16 protein-coding genes are annotated in these 18,624 nt (G+C 63.9%); 10 read left to right on the top strand and 6 right to left on the bottom strand.

Annotated elements, in window-relative coordinates; genetic code table 11:
- The first annotated feature begins 16 nt into the window (after positions 1 to 16).
- A complete protein-coding gene (gene purD / locus D2N39_RS04855; protein ID WP_119133642.1) occupies positions 17 to 1,279 on the top strand; it encodes a phosphoribosylamine--glycine ligase in 1,263 nt (420 codons plus the stop codon).
- Positions 1,280 to 1,287: 8 nt separating this feature from the next.
- Here the strand turns inward: purD and D2N39_RS04860 are convergent, their stop codons facing one another.
- The 4 genes from D2N39_RS04860 to D2N39_RS04875 are packed head-to-tail and all read right to left on the bottom strand — an operon-like array spanning position 1,288 to position 4,788.
- Positions 1,288 to 1,626, bottom strand: coding sequence for a hypothetical protein (locus tag D2N39_RS04860; protein ID WP_119133643.1), 339 nt, complete (start codon positions 1,624 to 1,626; stop codon positions 1,288 to 1,290).
- A 54-nt stretch (positions 1,627 to 1,680) separates the two neighbouring features.
- Positions 1,681 to 2,940, bottom strand: coding sequence for an organoarsenical effux MFS transporter ArsJ (gene arsJ / locus D2N39_RS04865; RefSeq protein ID WP_119133644.1), 1,260 nt, complete (start codon positions 2,938 to 2,940; stop codon positions 1,681 to 1,683).
- A complete protein-coding gene (locus D2N39_RS04870; RefSeq protein WP_119133645.1) occupies positions 2,937 to 3,944 on the bottom strand; it encodes an ArsJ-associated glyceraldehyde-3-phosphate dehydrogenase in 1,008 nt (335 codons plus the stop codon). Before D2N39_RS04870 ends, arsJ begins: the two co-directional genes overlap by 4 nt.
- A gap of 4 nt (positions 3,945 to 3,948) precedes the next feature.
- Entirely contained in the window at positions 3,949 to 4,788 is an 840-nt protein-coding gene (locus D2N39_RS04875; RefSeq protein ID WP_119133646.1) for a metalloregulator ArsR/SmtB family transcription factor, read from the bottom strand.
- 513 nt (positions 4,789 to 5,301) lie between these two features.
- On the opposite strand from D2N39_RS04875, the gene iolG reads away from it, so the two are divergent.
- Positions 5,302 to 6,297: an inositol 2-dehydrogenase gene (iolG, locus tag D2N39_RS04885; protein WP_119133648.1), complete on the top strand. Its 996-nt coding sequence runs from the start codon at positions 5,302 to 5,304 to the stop codon at positions 6,295 to 6,297.
- A gap of 84 nt (positions 6,298 to 6,381) precedes the next feature.
- Here the strand turns inward: iolG and D2N39_RS04890 are convergent, their stop codons facing one another.
- Together D2N39_RS04890 and D2N39_RS04895 are read right to left on the bottom strand one after the other, a co-directional pair.
- Positions 6,382 to 7,089: a response regulator transcription factor gene (locus D2N39_RS04890; RefSeq protein ID WP_119133649.1), complete on the bottom strand. Its 708-nt coding sequence runs from the start codon at positions 7,087 to 7,089 to the stop codon at positions 6,382 to 6,384.
- On the bottom strand, positions 7,086 to 9,011 hold the full coding sequence (locus D2N39_RS04895; RefSeq protein WP_119133958.1) for a hybrid sensor histidine kinase/response regulator: 1,926 nt from the start codon (positions 9,009 to 9,011) through the stop codon (positions 7,086 to 7,088). Before D2N39_RS04895 ends, D2N39_RS04890 begins: the two co-directional genes overlap by 4 nt.
- Before the next feature lie 190 nt (positions 9,012 to 9,201).
- Here D2N39_RS04895 and D2N39_RS04900 point away from each other — a divergent pair, with 190 nt between their 5' ends.
- The 8 genes from D2N39_RS04900 (at position 9,202) to D2N39_RS04935 (ending at position 18,498) form a co-directional block, all read left to right on the top strand.
- On the top strand, positions 9,202 to 11,154 hold the full coding sequence (locus D2N39_RS04900; protein WP_119133650.1) for a long-chain fatty acid--CoA ligase: 1,953 nt from the start codon (positions 9,202 to 9,204) through the stop codon (positions 11,152 to 11,154).
- The gene (locus D2N39_RS04905; protein ID WP_119133651.1) at positions 11,151 to 11,972 is read left to right on the top strand and encodes an ABC transporter ATP-binding protein; all 822 of its coding nucleotides are present in this window, start codon (positions 11,151 to 11,153) and stop codon (positions 11,970 to 11,972) included. Before D2N39_RS04900 ends, D2N39_RS04905 begins: the two co-directional genes overlap by 4 nt.
- Before the next feature lie 38 nt (positions 11,973 to 12,010).
- The gene (locus tag D2N39_RS04910) at positions 12,011 to 12,997 is read left to right on the top strand and encodes a branched-chain amino acid ABC transporter permease (protein WP_119133652.1); all 987 of its coding nucleotides are present in this window, start codon (positions 12,011 to 12,013) and stop codon (positions 12,995 to 12,997) included.
- 134 nt (positions 12,998 to 13,131) lie between these two features.
- Positions 13,132 to 14,208, top strand: coding sequence for a branched-chain amino acid ABC transporter permease (locus tag D2N39_RS04915; protein WP_119133653.1), 1,077 nt, complete (start codon positions 13,132 to 13,134; stop codon positions 14,206 to 14,208).
- Between the two features lie 95 nt (positions 14,209 to 14,303).
- Positions 14,304 to 15,593: an ABC transporter substrate-binding protein gene (locus D2N39_RS04920; protein ID WP_119133654.1), complete on the top strand. Its 1,290-nt coding sequence runs from the start codon at positions 14,304 to 14,306 to the stop codon at positions 15,591 to 15,593.
- 55 nt (positions 15,594 to 15,648) lie between these two features.
- The gene (locus D2N39_RS04925; RefSeq protein WP_119133655.1) at positions 15,649 to 16,476 is read left to right on the top strand and encodes an ABC transporter ATP-binding protein; all 828 of its coding nucleotides are present in this window, start codon (positions 15,649 to 15,651) and stop codon (positions 16,474 to 16,476) included.
- A gap of 13 nt (positions 16,477 to 16,489) precedes the next feature.
- Positions 16,490 to 17,284: a methyltransferase domain-containing protein gene (locus D2N39_RS04930; RefSeq protein ID WP_119133656.1), complete on the top strand. Its 795-nt coding sequence runs from the start codon at positions 16,490 to 16,492 to the stop codon at positions 17,282 to 17,284.
- Complete coding sequence (locus tag D2N39_RS04935; protein WP_119133657.1) at positions 17,281 to 18,498, top strand: phenylacetate--CoA ligase family protein; 1,218 nt, start codon at positions 17,281 to 17,283, stop codon at positions 18,496 to 18,498. The genes D2N39_RS04930 and D2N39_RS04935 overlap by 4 nt, the downstream gene beginning before the upstream one ends.
- Positions 18,499 to 18,624 lie beyond the last annotated feature (126 nt).

Here is an 18,624-nt window from a genome sequence, read left to right on the forward strand (position 1 = left end):
CGGACGGAGCGGCGGCATGAATATCCTGATCCTCGGCAGCGGCGGGCGCGAGCATGCGCTGGCCTGGGCGGTCAAGCAGAACCCGAAATGCGACCGGCTGATCGTGGCGCCGGGAAATGCCGGGGTCGCACAGATCGCCGAATGCGCCAACCTCGACATCCTGAACGGTCGTGACGTGGTGCGCTTCTGCGAGGAAAACGCCATCGACTTCGTGATCGTCGGCCCCGAGGCGCCGCTGGCGGCAGGCGTGGCCGATGCGACGCGCGCGGCGGGCATCCTGACCTTCGGACCCAGCGCCGAAGCGGCGCGGCTGGAAGCCTCGAAAGGCTTCACCAAGGAAATCTGTGATGCCTGCAACGCGCCGACCGCCGGTTACGCCCGCTTCACCGAGGCGCAGGCCGCGAAAGACTACATCTGCCGTGTCGGTGCGCCGCTCGTGGTGAAGGCCGATGGCCTTGCCGCGGGCAAGGGCGTCATCATGGGCATGACCGAGGCCGAGGCGCTGGCCGGTATTGACGAGATCTTCGGCGGTGCCTTCGGGGATGCGGGAGCCGAGGTGGTGATCGAGGAATTCATGGAAGGCGAGGAAGCCAGCTTCTTCATCCTTTCCGACGGCAAGACCGCCCTGCCCATCGGGACCGCGCAGGATCACAAGCGGGTGGGCGACGGCGACATCGGCCCCAATACCGGCGGCATGGGCGCCTATTCCCCGGCCCCGGTGCTGACCGATGCCATCGCTCAGGCGGCGCTGGACGAAATCGTTCTGCCCACCATCCGTGAAATGGCCCGGCGCGGCACGCCCTATCAGGGTGTGCTTTATGCGGGCCTGATGATCAGGGACGGCAAGGCGCGGCTGGTGGAATACAACTGCCGCTTCGGCGACCCGGAGTGTCAGGTCTTGATGATGCGGCTTGGCGCGCAGGCGCTGGACCTGCTGCAAGCCTGCGCCGAGGAGCGGCTGGCGGAGATGCAGGTGAACTGGGCCGAGGATCACGCGCTGACCGTGGTGATGGCGGCGAAGGGCTATCCGGGCGCCTATGAAAAAGGCTCGGAGATCCGGGGCCTCGCCGCCCTGCCGGAAGACAGCCGCAACATGGTGTTCCACGCCGGAACCGCCGCCCGTGACGGCGCCCTGATCGCCACCGGCGGCCGTGTCCTGAATGTCACCGCAAGGGGCGAGACTCTGGCCGAGGCACAGGCCCGCGCCTATGCCATGGTCGATGCGATCGACTGGCCGGGTGGTTTCTGTCGCCGGGATATTGGCTGGCGGGCGTTGTAACGGCGCCTTCAGTTCGGACAGCCGAAGGGCACGAAGGTGCTGGCCATGCCTTCATTCATGGTCATCACGGTCAACAGGTTCGCAAGCTCGATTTCCTTGCCGGTTTCCGGGCATAGCTTCGCATTGTCGGTGCAGCCGCCTTCGATGAAAGCGGTATTCCGGGCAAGAAAGGTCTTCCGTATCCCATCGCGCCCTATGGCGTGCAGGGCATCGTCGAAGGCTTGCTGGTAAAGGGCACATTTCCGCTCGGTCCATGTCTGCCCGTCCTGACTCGCATCCTGCGCCAACACGGGCTGCGCAAGAAGTGCCGCGAGGCTGAGAACGGCCACAGAAATGGCGTGGGTCATGTGGGCAGGGCCTTTATTCATTGCGGTGATCCGAAGGGCGACATACGTTCTCATTCAGGTGGTGGCCAGCCGCCGTGCCGCCAGCCAGCTGGCCAGCGCCATCGCCCCAGCGGTGGCAAGGCACAGGGGAAGGCCGCCGAACTGATAGCTGAGGCCGGACAGCAGCGTGCCGATCAATCGCCCTGCGGCATTGGCCATATAGTAGAACCCGACATCCCTTGTGATCCTTTCCGCCGAACCGAAGGCGAGGATCAGGTAGGAATGAACGGATGAATTGACCGCAAACACAAAGCCGAACAGCAGAAGGCCCGCGATCAGCGTCATGGTCAGCCAGGGGGCAGGCCCGCCCGAGACCCAGGCCGCCGCTGCCAGAGCGAAGGGGATCGGCACCAGCATCCCGGCCCAAAGGATCGCCTTGCGGGTGGTTTCCTCCTCGGGCTGGCTCTTCGCCCCCAGCAGGCGCGGGGCAAATGCCTGCACCGCGCCATAGGCGATGATCCAGAGCGCGAGGAAGCCGCCGATCAGGAAGAAGGTCTCGCGCCGACCCTCGGCCGTGCCGTCGGACAGCACGGACTGGAAATAGACCGGGATACCCACGACGAACCAGACATCGCGCGCGCCGAACAGGAACATCCGGGCGAGGGACAGGCGGTTGACCCGTGCATCCTTTGACCGCCAACCCGACCAGGCCTCTTCCGATTTCATCCGGCCCGGCAGACCTGCAGGCAGGAACAGGACAATCGCAAGCAGGATCGCGCCCAACACTGCCGCCATGCCCCAGACCGCCGTCTTGAACCCGGCAAGGCCCAGCAGTGCGGCGCCAAGGAAGAAGCCGAGGCCCTTGACCGCATTTTTCGACCCGGTCAGGGCGGCGACCCAACGGAACAGGCCGTCATTCCCGGCCGGAGCCAGCAGTTTCACGGCGGATTTCGAGGACATCTTGGCCAGATCCTTGGCCACACCCGACACCCCTTGCACCGCCATGACGAAGGTGACAGAGGCCGCAACGCCCCAGGACGGATCGAGTTGCGCAAGTGCGGCCAGCGCCCCGATCTGAAGCGCCAGCCCGCCATGGAGCGTGGCCGCAAGGCCAAAGCGCGCGGCAAGCCATCCGGCGGCAAGGTTGGTCACGATCCCCGCCACTTCATACAGCAGGAACAGCCATGCAAGTTGCACAGGCGTGAAGCCAAGGCTGTTGAAGTGCAGAAGCACCAGCATCCGCAGCGCACCGTCTGATAGCATGAAGGCCCAGTAAGCCGCCGTCACTGCCGCATAGGCCCGCAGGGGATTGGCATAGGAGGCCGCGCCGCTCATATCCCGCCCGCAATCATGCGCGTGATGTCGGCCAGCCGGCAGGCATACCCCCATTCGTTGTCATACCAGGCGTAGATCTTCACCTGCGTGCCGTTGATGACCATGGTGGACGGGCCATCGACAATCGACGACCGGGGATCGTTGGTGAAATCGCAGGACACCAGCGGGCGTGTCTCGAACCCGAGAATGCCCTTCAGGGGCCCATCGGCCGCGGCGGCGAAAAGGGCATTGACCTCTTCCGCCGTGGTCGTGCGTTCGACTTCGAACACACAATCGGTCAGCGAGGCGTTCAGCAGCGGCACACGGATGGCATGGCCATTCAGCCGGCCTTTCAGCTCCGGGTAGATCAGCGTGATGGCGGTGGCGCTGCCTGTCGTCGTGGGGATCAGGTTCATCAAGGCCGACCGGGCGCGGCGCAGGTCCTTGGCGGGGCGATCCACGATGGTCTGGGTATTCGTCACGTCATGGATCGTGGTGATCGCGCCGTGGCGGATGCCGAGGTTTTCGTGGATCACCTTGACCACCGGCGCAAGGCAGTTGGTGGTGCAGGAGGCGGCGGTGACCAGATCCTGCGACCCGTCGTAAAGGTGATGGTTCACCCCATAGACGATGTTCAGCGCGCCGCCGTCCTTGACCGGCGCGGAAACAATGACCTTCTTCACTCCGGCCGCATAATAGGGGGCGATCTTGGCGGCTGTCTTGAAGACACCGGTGCAGTCGATGACGACATCGACGCCCAGTTCGGCCAGTGGCAACGCCTCGATGGTTTTCTCATGTGTCAGGCGGATGTTTCGGCCGTTCAGCACAAGGGCGTCCCCGGCCGCCGCGACAGGTGTGCGCCAGCGGCCATGGACGGAATCGAACTCCATCAGCAGCGCATGCTGTTCGGCATCGCCGACAGGATCATTCAACAACACGATCTCGCCCTCCGCGCCGGTGTCGATCAGATCGCGCAGGACAAGTTTTCCGATCCGGCCAAGGCCGTTGAGGGCAATACGGGTCATGGGATCAGGCCTCCGTTTCGGGTGTGGCGCCAATGGCGTCAACGCGGGATTGCAGCGACATCCGGTTCAGGCTGGCAAAGGGCAATGCGACGAAAGCCGTGATCCGGCGGCGCAACGCGGCATAGGTCTGGGCAAAGACCAGCGCCTTTTCCGCATCGGTGCCGGTGGCTTTCACCGGGTCGGGCAATCCCCAGTGGCCGGTGATGGGCTGGCCGGGCCAGGGCGGGCATTCTTCGGCGGCGGCGGTATCGCAAACGGTAAAGACGAAATCCATATCCACCGAACCGGGTTGCTGAAACTCGGTGATATGTTTTGACCGCAGGTCCGAGGTGTCATGCCCGTTGCGGTTCAGGATTTCCAGCGCGAAGGGGTTCAGGCGGGTATTGGGGCGGGTGCCGGCCGAAAAGGCGTGGAACTTGCCTTCGCCCAGATCGCGCAGCAGCGCCTCGGCAAAGATCGAGCGGGCAGAATTGCCCGAACAGATGAAAAGCACGTTGAAATCCGTGTCGCGCATGGTGGCGTCCTTCCGGGAAGAAAGCAGGGGGGCAAGCAGGTCGGGCCGGGCGCGGCCCACATCAAGAGCGAGATAGCCGATCAACCCTTCAGCGGTGTCCAGATCGACGGAATAGAACAGCGACCGCCCCTCACGCCGTGCGCCGACCAGCCCCGATGCGGTGAGGTCTGCCAGATGATGCGACAGCGTGTTCTGTTTCAGGCCAAGCGCCTCTGCAATCTCGGTCGGGCGCACGCCTTGCGGGGCAAAGCGCATCAACAGACGAAAGACAGCCAGCCGGCCGGGATGGCCGAGGGTTGCGAAGGCATGGGCGGCGCGATTATTTTCCATATTTCCTGATTTAAGGAATTTAATGGCTGTGTCCAGTGAACCTTTGATGACAGTCCGCCTCGCGTGCGCCTTGGCGGTTGTCGAGAGGCCGGTGCCCTTTCGGGCATCTATGGCTACTGTGGCGAGGCAAAAGCGGAAGTTTCCAGCCCGGATGATCACAGCGCGCTGCCATGGTCTTGATTATCCGACATATCCGGCCTTCTGGTTTCCCGGCCGGAATGTCGAAAATCCCCTAATTTACAGAGAACCGGGGTCGATGTGCCGCTTGCGCAACATCCTTGTCTTTGGCCGCAGAGATGAACCCGATCATCCGCGTCAGACGGAACCGGCGCCCCATCACGACTATTACACCGCCTTCCGTGATGCGGTAATCAGCGGTGCGGCCCTGGTCAGTGCGGCACAAGGCGCGAAGGTCTGGCCGTTCTGGAAGCCGCGCGGCAAGCGCGGCCGATGGCTTGTCGGACTTGACCTGACAGACAAACGGCCGAAGTGGCCAGAGCAAGGAATACGAAGATGCTGAAAGTCGGACTTCTGGGGGCAGGGCGCATTGCAACCGTCCATGCGCGGGCCATCACCGGCCATCCCGGCAGCAAACTTGTGGCGGTTGCCGATGTCGTTACGGCGGCTGCCGAAAAGCTGGCGGCGGAATTCGGCTGCGAGACACGCAGCGCCGAGGCCATCCTGAACGACCCCGCCATAGACGCGGTGCTGATTGCCACCTCGACCGACACGCATTCCGGTTTCATCGAAATGGCCACCGCCGCGGGTAAGGCGGTGCTGTGCGAAAAGCCGGTGGACCTTAGCCTGGAACGCGCGCGGGCGTGTCTGGCCAAAACCGCGAAAACTGGCCGGCCAGTGATGATCGGTTTCAACCGCCGCTTCGATCCGAATTTCGCCGCGCTGAAGGCTGCGGCTGATGCGGGCGAGATCGGCAAGCGCGAATTGCTGACCATCACCTCTTTCGATCCAGCCCCGCCGCCGGTGGCTTATGTCAAGGTGTCGGGCGGGCTGTTCCGCGACATGATGATCCATGATTTCGATATGGCCAATTTCATCATGGGCGCGGCGCCGGTGAAGATTTCGGCCACGGGTTCGTGCATCGTCGATGCGGAGATCGGGGCGGCGGGTGACGTGGATACCGCCGTCGTCACCATGACCTATGCCGATGGCCGGATCGCGGTGATCAAGAATTCCCGCCGTGCGGTCTATGGCTATGACCAGCGGATCGAGCTTCTGGGCGCCGAGGGCTTGCTGGAGGCGGAAAACGTGCTGGAAAACACCGTTGTCAAATCCACGGCTGCGGGCGTTACTTCGGCCAAGCCCACCTATTTCTTCCTTGAGCGCTACATGCCTGCCTATATGGCTGAATGGGCGGCTTTTGTTGCGGCGGTCTCGACCGGAAAGCCGGTTCCGGTGTCGCTTGCGGATGGCGTGCTGGCGCTGGCCATGGCCGAGGCCGCGGCGCAAAGCGTGGCGACCGGCATGCCCGTTGCGGTGCCTGTGGTCTGATCGCCGGGCGCTGCGGCCAGCCTGAACAAATTGCTTCCCCGGCCGGTTCGGCATTTGCCCGATGGCCGGGGCCGCGTGCCAAGGTCAGGTCCAGCTTACATCGCCAAGGAAAATATATCCCGCGCCATAGATCGTCTTGATCAGCGTCGGGTTCTTCGGGTCTTCGCCCAGCTTGGTGCGCAGGCGCGAGATGCGGACATCCATGGCGCGGTCAAAGCTTTCCCCCGCCGCGCCACCAAGGCTTTCCTGCATCTGGGCGCGGCTGATCAGGCGGCGGGGGCTTTCAAGGAACAGGCGCAGCACCTCGCCCTCGGCATGGCTGAAGGGCACCTCTGTCCCGTCTGCGGCAATCAGCAGATAGCGGTCGAACTGCGCGGTCCAGCCGTTGAAGCGGGCGGTCTGGGCACCGCGCTCCGGCTCGGTCCGGGTCTTGCGCAGGCGGGCGCGGACGCGCGCCACGACTTCGGCGGGGTCGAAGGGCTTGATGATGTAGTCGTCGGCGCCAAGCTCCAGCCCGGTCACCCGGTCCTGCACCTGCGCGCGGCCCGAGATGATGATGATCGCCGCGCCGGATTCCAGCGCGAGCCTGTGCACCACCGCCAGCCCGTCGCGGTCAGGCAGGCCCAGATCGACAAGGCAGACATCCGGTGCCATGCGCTTCAGCGCCAGTTCGAATTCGGTGGCACGGGCATGGGTGGTGACGCGAAAGCCCGCTTCCTCCAGCGCATCGGCCAGCATGCGGCGGATTTCCGGCTCGTCGTCCAGAATGGCGATATGGGCGGGTTTGCTCATGCGCGGGCGGCTCCGATGGCGGTGGCAAGGGCGGCGGCGTCGAAGGGTTTCGACAGGACGGGCACACGGGCGGCGGCGCGGCGCGGGTCTGTGGCGGGCAGGGCGCTCATCAGCAGAACCGGGGCGGGGTGGCCGCGGGCCGCCAGCGTTTCGGCCAGCGCCGTGCCTTGTGTGGCGCCCAGCTGGATGTCCGACAGGATCAGGCCGATGCCCGGCACCTCGGCCAGGGCCAGTGCCTCGTCCACACTGGCGGCCTCGATCACGGCATGGCCCTGCGCGCGCAGCATCTCGCGCACTGCCTCGCGGATGTCGGGGTCGTCTTCGACCAGCAGGACCAGCAAGGGCGGCTGCCCGTCGGCCAGCCCCTCGGCCACGGGCCGGAAGGGCAGGCGGACCGAGATCGACGCCCCGCCGCCGGGGCGGTTTGACAGCCGCACCGTGCCACCTGCCAGCGTCGCATGGTCATAGACCATCGACAGCCCCAGCCCCGACCCCTTGCTGCCCTTGGTGGTAAAGAAGGGGTCCAGCGCCTTGTCCAGCGCCTCGGGGCTGAACCCCGGCCCGTCATCCTCGACCCGGATATCCAGCCATGTGTCGCGCACACAGGTCAGCGTGATGCGAATGGTGCCGCCTCTGGCGCCCATCGCATCCCGCGCATTCAGCACGAGGTTCAGCAGCGCATCCTGCACCCCGCCCGCATCCAGCATCAGAACCGGCATCTGCGCGGGCAGGACGATGTCCAGCCGGGTCTGAACCGGCAAGGTGGGGGTGGCCAGCAGCCGCAGGTCTGCCAGCAGGGCGCCAACATCAGTGGGCGCCGGCTTCAAGGAGGGGCGGCCCGAGATCGAGGCGATCCTGTCCAGCAGCACGCCCCCGCGCCGGGCGGCCGCCTGAATGCCGGTTGCCAGCGCGCGGGCCTCATCCGGCAGGGGCAACCGCTCCAGCCGGCTTTGCAGGCCAAGGATGACGGTCAGCAGATTGGCGAAATCATGCGCCATGCCCGAAGTGAACTGCGCTGCAAGCTCTCGCTTGCGGGTCTGCGCCAACGCCGACCGCGCCTGCGTTTCCGCCGTCACATCCGCCGACAGAATATAGACGCCGTTCACCGGCCCGTCGTCGATCTGGTCGGGGGTGAAAGCCGCGCGAATGCGGCGGCCGGAGTCCTCATCCGTGAATTCGAAAACCGAAGCCTCGCCCGCCAGCGCACGGTGCAGATAGGGCAGGATCTTGTCGAAGGTCGCATCACCCAAAGCCTCGCGCCCGGTCAGGCCAATGATTTCGGCAGACCGGCCGGGCATGACGCTGCCCAGTCTGCGGTTGGAGTAGGTATAACGCAGATCGCAATCCACATGGGCGATATGGGCGGGCATCATCTCGGTCGTCAGGCGGGTGCGGGCCTCCATCTCGGTCAGTTCGCGCTTGGCCTCGGCCAGCGCCGCATTGGTGGCGGCTAGCGCCCGATTGGCTTGCGCAAGCCGTTCGGCATTGGCCAGCACCTCGTCCGACAGTTCGGCCGAACGGTTGCGCAGCATCTTTTCCTGCAGCTTCACTTCGGTGATGTCGGTATAGACCGTAACCCAGCCGCCCTGCGGCAGCGGGGCGCCTTCGACCGAAATCCAGCGCCCGCCGGGGCGTTCGCGTTCCATGTAATGCGGCTGGAAGGCGCGCGCGGCCTCGACCCGCGCCTGCACGGCGGTCCAGGGGTCGTCCACCGGGCCATATTCGCCGCGCTCCACCAGATAGAGGATCGTATCCTCGAACGAGGCGCCCGGCGTCACCAGTTGTTCGGGCAGGTCGAACATTTCCTGAAAGCGGTGGTTCCACAGCGCCAGCTTCAGATCGCGGTCATAGATCGACAGCGCCTGCTGGATCAGGTTCAGCCCGGCGCGCATCAGGCCGGTGCGGGCATCGTTGACTGGCATCGCATTCCCCCCGGCCATGGCTAACACCCGTCACCACTCGCGGAAAAGAGGAAATCCCGCCCTGCAACAATTCGCAAGGATTGGGAAAAAGTCGCGCAAGTTTTGGCGGCAAAGGTGGCATCGTTCGGCAAAGGCGACATAGATTCGCCCCGGACCGACCGCCCGGAGGAGGGCGCAGGGAGGAATATGTATGGCTGCGACGGACGGGTTGAACTCGATCCCAGCGCTGCTTGACCGGAACGCGCGCCTGTTCGGCGACCGTCCGGCATGGCGCGAAAAGGAATTCGGCATCTGGCAATGCTGGACCTGGGCCGAAGGGGCCGCTGAAATCCGCGCCATTGCGCTGGGTTTTCTGGCGCTGGGTCTGAACCGGGGGGATCATGTTGCTGTGATCGGCCGCAATCGCCCCTCGCTTTACTGGTCGATGGTGGCGGCGCAGATGTGCGGCGCGGTGCCGGTGCCGCTGTATCAGGACGCCGTGGCCGAAGAGATGGCCTATGTGCTGGATCACTGCGGCGCGCGCTTCGTCGTCTGTGGCGATCAGGAGCAGGTGGACAAGGTGCTGGAGATCCAGGACCGGCTGTCCAATGTCGAGCAGATCATCTATGTCGACAAGCGTGGCATGCGGAAATACGACCATTCCCACATGAATGCGCTGGCCGATGTCGAGGCCGAGGGCAAGGCGGGGCACTACCGTTTCGACGCCGAACTTGAAACGCGCATCGCGGAACTGGATTACGACAGCACCTGTGTGATGCTTTATACTTCGGGCACAACCGGCAAGCCCAAGGGCGTGGTACTGTCGAACCGCAATATCATCGAGACCTCTAAGAATTCCTCGGATTTCGACAAGCTTCGTCCCGGCGACGATGTGCTGGCCTATCTGCCGATGGCATGGGTGGGCGACTTCATTTTCTCGGTCGGGCAGGCGATGTGGACCGGCTTCTGCGTGAACTGCCCGGAATCGGCGGCCACCATGATGACCGACCTGCGCGAGATCGGGCCGACCTATTTCTTCGCGCCCCCGCGGGTGTTCGAGGGACAGTTGACGCAGGTGATGATCCGCATGGAAGATGCGGGTCGCCTGAAGAAGCGGATGTTCGATCACTATATGGCGGTTGCGCGGCGCGTTGGTCCTGCGATCCTTGACGGCAAGCCCGTCTCCACCGCCGACCGGCTGGCCTACTGGATCGGCGACAAGCTGGTCTACGGTCCGCTGAAAAACACGCTGGGCTTCAGCCGCGTGCGCGTGGGCTATACGGCGGGCGAGGCGATCGGGCCGGAGATCTTTGATTTCTACCGCTCGCTGGGCATCAACCTGAAACAGCTTTACGGTCAGACCGAGGCTTCGGTCTTCATCACCCAGCAGCCCGACGGTCAGGTGCGGTCCGATACCGTGGGCGTGCCCTCGCCGGGGGTGGAGGTGCGGATCGCTGAAAATGGCGAGGTGTTCTACCGCAGCCCCGGCACCTTCATGTCCTATTACAAGAACCCGGAAAGCACCGCCTCGACCAAGGATGCCGAGGGCTGGGTCGCCACCGGCGACGCGGGGTTCTTTGAAGAGGCCACCGGCCATCTGCGCATCATCGACCGCGCGAAGGACGTGGGCAAGATGGCGGACGGCAGCCTGTTTGCGCCCAAATATGTGGAAAACAAGCTGAAATTCTACCCCAACATCCTTGAGGCGGTGGTCTTCGGCAATGGCCGCGACCGCTGCACCGCCTTCATCAACATCGACCTGACGGCGGTGGGCAACTGGGCGGAACGCAACAATATCGCCTATTCCAGCTATCAGGAACTGGCCGGTCATCCGCGCGTCTACGAGGCCATCAAGGCGCATGTGGAGGAAGTGAACCGTTCCGTCGCCGAAGACCCGATGCTGTCAGGCTGTCAGGTGCATCGCTTCTGCATCCTGCACAAGGAACTGGATGCCGACGACGGCGAGATGACCCGCACCCGCAAGGTGCGCCGGAACATCATCGAACAGAAATACGCCGATCTGATCGCCGGTCTCTATGACGGGGCGGACAGCGTCTACACCGAAACCGAAGTGACCTACGAGGACGGCCGCAAGGGCGCGATCCGCGCCACGGTCAGGATGATGGACGCGGCCACCGTCGCCGGTCAGCGGAGGGCGGCATGAACGCGATGAACCCCGAAGGCTATGTCACCGCCGACGGCCGTAAGATCGGCGGCGTGCTGATGGAGATGAAGAACATCACCCTACGCTTTGGTGGTGTGAAGGCGATCACCGACATCAGCTTCGACATCCGCGAGGGCGAGATCCGCGCCATCATCGGGCCGAACGGGGCGGGCAAATCCTCGATGCTGAACGTCATTTCGGGCTTCTATGTCCCGCAGGAGGGCGAGGTCTGGTTCCACGGCAAGAAGCGCGCGCCGATGAAACCCTATCAGGTGGCGCAGCAAGGTATCGCCCGCACCTTCCAGAACATCGCGCTTTTCGAGGGCATGAGCGTGCTGGACAACATCATGACCGGCCGCCTGACCCTGATGAAAAGCGGCCTCATGGATCAGGCGATGTGGTGGGGCCGCGCGCAGCGCGAAGAGACCGAGCACCGCGAGAAGGTCGAGAAGATCATCGACTTTCTGGAAATCCAGCACATCCGCAAGACGCCCGTGGGCCGTCTGCCCTACGGGTTGAAGAAGCGGGTGGAACTGGCCCGCGCGCTGGCGGCGGAGCCGAAGCTCCTGCTGCTGGATGAACCCATGGCGGGCATGAACGTCGAGGAGAAAGAGGACATGTGCCGCTTCATCCTTGATGTGAACGATGAATTCGGCACCACCATCACGCTGATCGAACATGACATGGGCGTGGTGATGGACCTGAGCGACCGCGTGGTCGTGATGGATTACGGCAAGAAGATCGGCGACGGCCCGCCCGACGAGGTGCGCAGCAACCCCGACGTGATCAACGCATATCTGGGGGTGTCGCATGACTGACCGCATCATGGGCCGCAGCACCGGCAAGGAGGCACGCCATGCCTGATCAGCTTCTTTATGCGATGGAGGTCTCGCTCAACGGCCTCATGGCGGGGATCATGTATTCCCTCGTTGCGCTGGGCTTCGTGCTGATCTTCAAGGCCAGTGGCATCTTCAACTATGCGCAAGGGGTGTTGGCGCTGTTTGCGGCGCTGACGCTGGTGGGCCTGCAACAGGGCCAGATCCCGTTCTCGCATGTCATCAACGCGATCTTCGGGACCGAACTGCACAGCTTCGGCTGGACGCTGCCCGCGCTTGTCGCCATCGCGCTGACCGCGCTGGTGATGGTGGGGCTGGCATGGCTGATCGAGCGGCTGGTGCTGAAGCATCTTGTGAATCAGGAGCCGATCATCCTGTTCATGGCGACCATCGGCCTTGCCTATTTCCTTGAAGGGCTGGGCGACGTGATGTGGGGCGCCGACATCAAGAAGCTGGACGTCGGCCTGCCGCAGGGCATTTCGGAAACCATCGACGCGATTACCTTCAACGCTTTCGGCTATGGCTTCTTCATCGACCGGCTGGACATTGTGGCCGCCGTGGTCGCTGCCCTGCTGGTGGCGAGCCTGACGCTGTTCAGCCAGTATACCAAATACGGCCGCGCCCTGCGCGCGGTGGCCGACGACCATCAGGCGGCGCTGTCGGTCGGCATCTCGCTGCGCTTCATCTGGGTGCTGGTCTGGTCGATCGCCGGTTTCGTGGCGCTGGTCGCAGGTATCATGTGGGGTTCGAAATCCGGTGTGCAGTTCTCGCTGTCACTGATCGCGCTGAAGGCGCTGCCGGTGCTGATGCTGGGCGGCTTCACCTCGATCCCCGGCGCCATCGTCGGCGGGTTGATCATCGGCATGGGCGAAAAGCTGTTCGAGTTCTTCGCGGGCCCGCTGATCGGTGGCGCCACCGAAAACTGGTTCGCCTATGTGCTGGCGCTGCTGTTCCTCGTCTTCCGGCCGCAGGGCCTGTTCGGCGAACGCATCATCGAGAGGGTCTGAACGATGGGTATGCGATTGGTGTCGGATTGGGGGCCAGCCCCGTCGCCAAGCGGGCTTGACCCGATGGCGCTGGATCGGTGTCCCCCGGGATATTTGGACCAAGATAAAAGCCGGACGATGGGAGGGCGGGGCTGATGTTTTACCGTGAGGCGGGGGACTTCAAGACCTCCTATGTCGATGACAGCCAGACTTTCCCGATCCGTTTCGACCGGATGCGCTATTACGCGGTGCTGGTGCTGGGCTTCGGCATCCTGCCCTTCGTGATGAACGATTACTGGGCCAATGCGGTTTTCGTGCCCTTCCTGATCTATGCGATCGCGGCGATCGGGTTGAACATCCTGACCGGCTATTGCGGGCAGGTCAGCCTTGGCACCGGCGGTTTCATGGCGGTGGGGGCCTATGCCTGCTACAAGCTGATGACGGCCTTCCCCTGGATGCCGATGCCGGTGAATGTGTTGCTGGCCGGTCTGGTGACTGCCGGGGTGGGGGTGCTGTTCGGTCTGCCGAGCCTTCGGATCAAGGGTTTCTATCTGGCGGTGGCGACGCTGGCCGCGCAGTTCTTCCTTGTCTGGCTCTTCAACAAGGTGCCGTGGTTCTACAACTATTCGGCCTCGGGTCAGATCACCGCGCCGGAGCGCACGCTGCTGGGCGTGGCGGTGACGGGGGCAAGCACCCCGGCCTGGGCGAAATACCTGTTCTGCGCCGTGTTCCTGTTCGCCTTGGCCTGGCTTGCGCGCAACCTGACGCGGGGCACGGTGGGGCGCAAATGGATGGCCATCCGCGATATGGACATCGCGGCCGAGATCATCGGGGTGAACCCGCTGACCACCAAGCTGTCGGCCTTCGCGGTGTCGAGCTTCTATATCGGCATCGCCGGGGCGCTGTTCTTCGCGGTCTATCTGGGCGCGGCCGAGGTGGGCGAGGCGTTCGGCATCCAGAAAAGCTTTCTCATCCTCTTCATGGTCATCATCGGCGGGCTGGGGTCGATCTTCGGTTCCTTCGCGGGCGCTGCCTTCCTTGTGCTGTTGCCGGTGCTGTTGAAGAACCTGCTGGTGGGCGGGCTTGGCTGGCCCACCGATCTGGCGGCGCATATCGAACTGATGATCGTCGGCGCCCTCATCATCGTTTTCCTGATCCTCGAACCGCACGGGCTGGCACAGCTCTGGCGGGTCGCGAAAGAGAAGCTGCGGCTCTGGCCCTTCCCGCATTGACGGGGCGGGCGGAATAAACCCCGGCGCGGAGGCGCCTGAGACAACCAAATCCGGCGCGGGAGGCGCCGGAGATAATCAAACCGGGAGGAATACGAATGAAGAAGACCTTTACCATGCTGGCGGCGGCGGCCATTGCGGCCACCACGGCAGCCCCGGCGCTGGCCGATCTGGTGGTGCCGAACCTCAGCTACCGCACCGGCCCCTTCGCGGCAGGCGGTATCCCCTATGCCGATGGCTTCAACGATTACTTCACCCTGCTGAACGAACGCGATGGCGGTATCGGCGGCGAGAAGGTGCAGGTGCCGGAATGCGAAACCGCCTATAACACCGAGAAGGGTGTTGAGTGCTATGAATCGACCAAAGGTCAGGGCGCGCTGGTTTACAACCCGCTCTCGACCGGCATCACCTACCAGCTGATTCCGAAGGTCACCGCCGACAAGATCCCGCTTTATACCCCCGGCTATGGCCGCACCTCGGCCGCCAACGGCAAGGTGTTCGAATGGGTGTTCAACTACCCGGCGAACTACTGGGATGGTGCCAGCGTGGCGATCAAATATCTGCTGGATGAAAACGGCGGCAGCCTTGAAGGCAAGAAGATCGCACTGCTTTACCACAACTCGGCCTACGGCAAGGAGCCGATCCGCACGCTTCAGGAACTGGCCAAGAAACATGGCTTCACGCTGAGCGAACTGCCGATCGACAGCCCCGGCCAGGAACAGAAAAGCCAGTGGCTGCAAGTGCGCCGCGACAAGCCCGACTATGTGCTGTTCTGGGGCTGGGGCGTGATGAACTCGGTCGCCGTGCAGGAAGCCGCCAACATCCGTTTCCCGATGGACAAGTTCATCGGCATCTGGTGGTCGGGTTCGGAAAATGACGTGCTGCCGGCGGGCGATGGCGCCAATGGCTACAAGGCGCTGACCTTCAACGGCGTGGGCGGCGACTATCCGGTCTATGCCGACCTGAAGAAATACGTCTTCGATGCCGGCAAGGGCAGCGGTGCGGGCGATGCTGCCGGCTCGGTGATCTATTCGCGCGGCATGTATGCGGCGGTCATCATCTCCGAGGCGATCCGCAAGGCGCAGGAAATCGCCGGGACGCCGAAGGTGAATGCTGCGCAGGTGCGTGACGGGTTCGAGGCGCTGGAAATCACCGATGCGCGTCTGGAAGAACTGGGCCTGAAAGGCTTTGGCCAGCCCTTCGCGGCGAGCTGCGGCGACCATGGCGGTGCCGGTGGCGCGATGATCCAGCAATGGGATGCGGCGGCGAAGAAATGGAGCCTGATCACCGGCTTCATCGAGCCGGATCATGATGTCCTTGACCCGCTGGTGGCCGAGGATTCGGCGGCTTTCGCGGCCGAAAACAACATCGCCGAGCGCTGCAACTGATCTGACCCGGGGGCCCCGCGTGCCGGGGCCCCCCTTTCCCTGCCGGAGCCAAGCCATGCTGGACGCCACCCCGACCCCTGCCGAGACCCTGCTGGAGGTCAACAATATCGAGGTGATCTACAACCACGTCATCCTCGTGCTGAAAGGGGTCAGCCTTTCGGTGCCCAAGGGCGGCATCACCGCGCTTCTGGGCGGCAATGGTGCGGGCAAGACCACCACCCTGAAAGCCGTGTCCAACCTGCTGCATTCCGAACGCGGCGAGGTGACCAAGGGCCAGATCCTTTATCGCGGCGACCGTGTGCAGGACCTGAACCCGGCCGAGCTGGTGAAGCGCGGCGTCATTCAGGTAATGGAGGGCCGCCACTGTTTCGAACACCTGACGGTCGAGGAAAACCTGCTGACCGGCGCCTATACCCGGACCGATGGTTCCGGCGCGGTCAGTGCCGACCTTGAGATGGTCTACAATTATTTCCCCCGTCTGAAAGAACGTCGCAAATCGCAGGCGGGCTATACCTCGGGCGGCGAGCAGCAGATGGTCGCCATGGGGCGCGCGCTGATGTCGCGGCCTGAAATGATCCTGCTGGACGAACCCTCGATGGGTCTGGCGCCGCAGTTGGTGGAGCAGATCTTCGAAATCGTGAAAGCGGTGAACGAGGGTGAGGGCGTGACCTTCCTTCTGGCCGAACAGAACACCAACGTCGCCCTGCGCTACGCCCATACCGGCTATATCCTCGAAAGCGGCCGCGTGGTGATGGAGGGCAGCGCGCAAGAGCTGCGCGAGAACCCGGATGTGAAGGAATTCTATCTCGGCATGTCGGACAAGGGCCGCAAATCCTTCCGCGACGTGCGCAGCTATCGCCGCCGCAAGCGGTGGCTGTCGTGAGGGGGCTTGCAGCATGACTTCCTCATCGCCCGAAGACATTGAAAGCAGACTGCTTGCCACCCGCGAGACGCGGGTCGGGGCCGACAATCACCGGGCCTATGTCGGCCCGCCCGAACTCTATGATCTTATCGGGGCTGCACAGTTCAGGCTTCTGACCGGCCTCGGTTTGCGTGAGGATCACCGGCTGCTGGATTTCGGCTGCGGTTCGCTGCGGGCGGGGCGGCTGTTCATTCCTTACCTTCTTCCCGGCCGCTATTACGGGATCGACCCGAATGCCTGGCTGATCGACGAGGCGCTGCGGCTTGAGATCGGGGAAGACATGTTGCGCCTGCGCGCGCCACGCTTCGATCATAACGATCAGATGCGGATGGATGTTTTCGACACCCGCTTTGACATGATCCTCGCGCAGTCGGTCTTCTCGCATACGGGGGCCGATCTGATGTTGCGCGGCTTCCAGCAGGCGGCGCAGGTGTTGATGCCGGAAGGGCAGTTCCTGTTCACGGTCATGCCCAAGGGGCGCCCGTGGACTGCGCCTTTTCCTGATGGCGTCACCCATGATGGCTGGGTCTATCCGGGTTGCACGCGGTTCACGGATCCTGAGGTTGCGGATCTTGCGGCCCAGGCCGGCCTGAGGGCCGAACCGCTGGCCTGGTTCCATCCGACGCAGCGCTGGTTCCGGGCCGTGCTGCCCGGCCAACCCGCCCTGTGTGCGCAAGAGCATGACGTGCTCGGTTCTGGCCGTTTGTTGAAAGTTCCGCGTTTTCCCATCGGATTTTCCGGTGGGGCGCTGGGGGATGACGAAAAATGAACACCTTCTTCGACGCATTGGAAACCCGTTCCGCCGACCAGCGCGCTGCCGATCTGGCCCGTGATTTGCCCGCGCTGATCGCCCATGCGAAAACCGCCCCGGCGCTGGCCGAAAGTCTGGCTGACGTTGACCCGGCGCAGATTACCGGGCTGGAGGCGCTTGCGCGTCTGCCGGTGATCCGCAAGGCGGACTTGTCTGGCGCACAGAAGGCGCGGCCACCGATGGGGGGCTTTCTGCCTGCCGGGGGCGCTTTTGAACATGTATTCCAGTCGCCCGGCCCGATCTATGAAATCGGCCGCACGACTGCCGACTGGTGGCGCATGGGCCGCTTCCTGCATGCCTGCGGCGTGGGCAGGGGCGACATCGTGCAGAACTGCTTTGGCTATCACCTGACACCTGCGGGCATGATCTTTGAATCCGGCGCCCGTGCCGTCGGGGCCGCCGTGCTGCCCGCAGGCACCGGGCAGACCGATTTGCAGGTGCGGGCCGCGGTGGACATCGGGACGACCGCCTATGCGGGCACGCCGGATTACCTGAAGGTCATCCTCGACCGGGCCGACGAGATGGGCGAGAAACTCGCGATCACCCGCGCGGCGGTGGGTGGCGGCGCGCTGTTCCCCTCCTTGCGCAAGGAATATGCCGACCGGGGCATCCTGTGCCTGCAATGCTATGCCACTGCCGATCTGGGCAATATCGCCTACGAATCCGAGGCGATGGAGGGCATGATCCTCGACGAGGGCGTGATCGTGGAAATCGTGCGCCCCGGCACAGGCGATCCTGTGCCCGTGGGCGAGGTGGGCGAGGTGGTGGTGACCACGCTGAATCGCGATTACCCGCTGGTCCGCTTCGCTACCGGCGATCTTTCGGCGCTGATGCCGGGCGTCTCGTCCTGCGGCCGCACCAATCTGCGTATCCGTGGCTGGATGGGACGGGCCGATCAGACCACCAAGATCAAGGGCATGTTCGTTCGCCCCGAACAGGTGGCCGAATTCGTCGCCCGCCATGACGAGGTCGCCCGCGCCCGCGTCATTGCCACCCGCGAGGGCGAGATGGATGCGATGACGGTGCAGGTCGAAAGCCGCGCCGCGAATCCCGGGCTTTACGAACAAAGCATCGTCGATGTGTTGAAGCTGAAAGGCCGCGTGGAAATCGTGACACCGGGCAGCCTGCCCAACGATGGCAAGGTGATCGAGGATCGCCGTAACTACGGCTGATTGCAACCTGACCTCCGACTGGCCGCGCTGGGGCGATATGCCGCAGCGCGGCGTGTTTTTTGCTGGCATGCCGCGACAAACTGTCCCATCCTGCACCCGCGCGCGCGTGGTTTTGGGAGGAACCAT

Source organism: Gemmobacter lutimaris, from assembly GCF_003570715.1.
GTDB classification, from domain to species: Bacteria; Pseudomonadota; Alphaproteobacteria; order Rhodobacterales; family Rhodobacteraceae; genus Gemmobacter; species Gemmobacter lutimaris.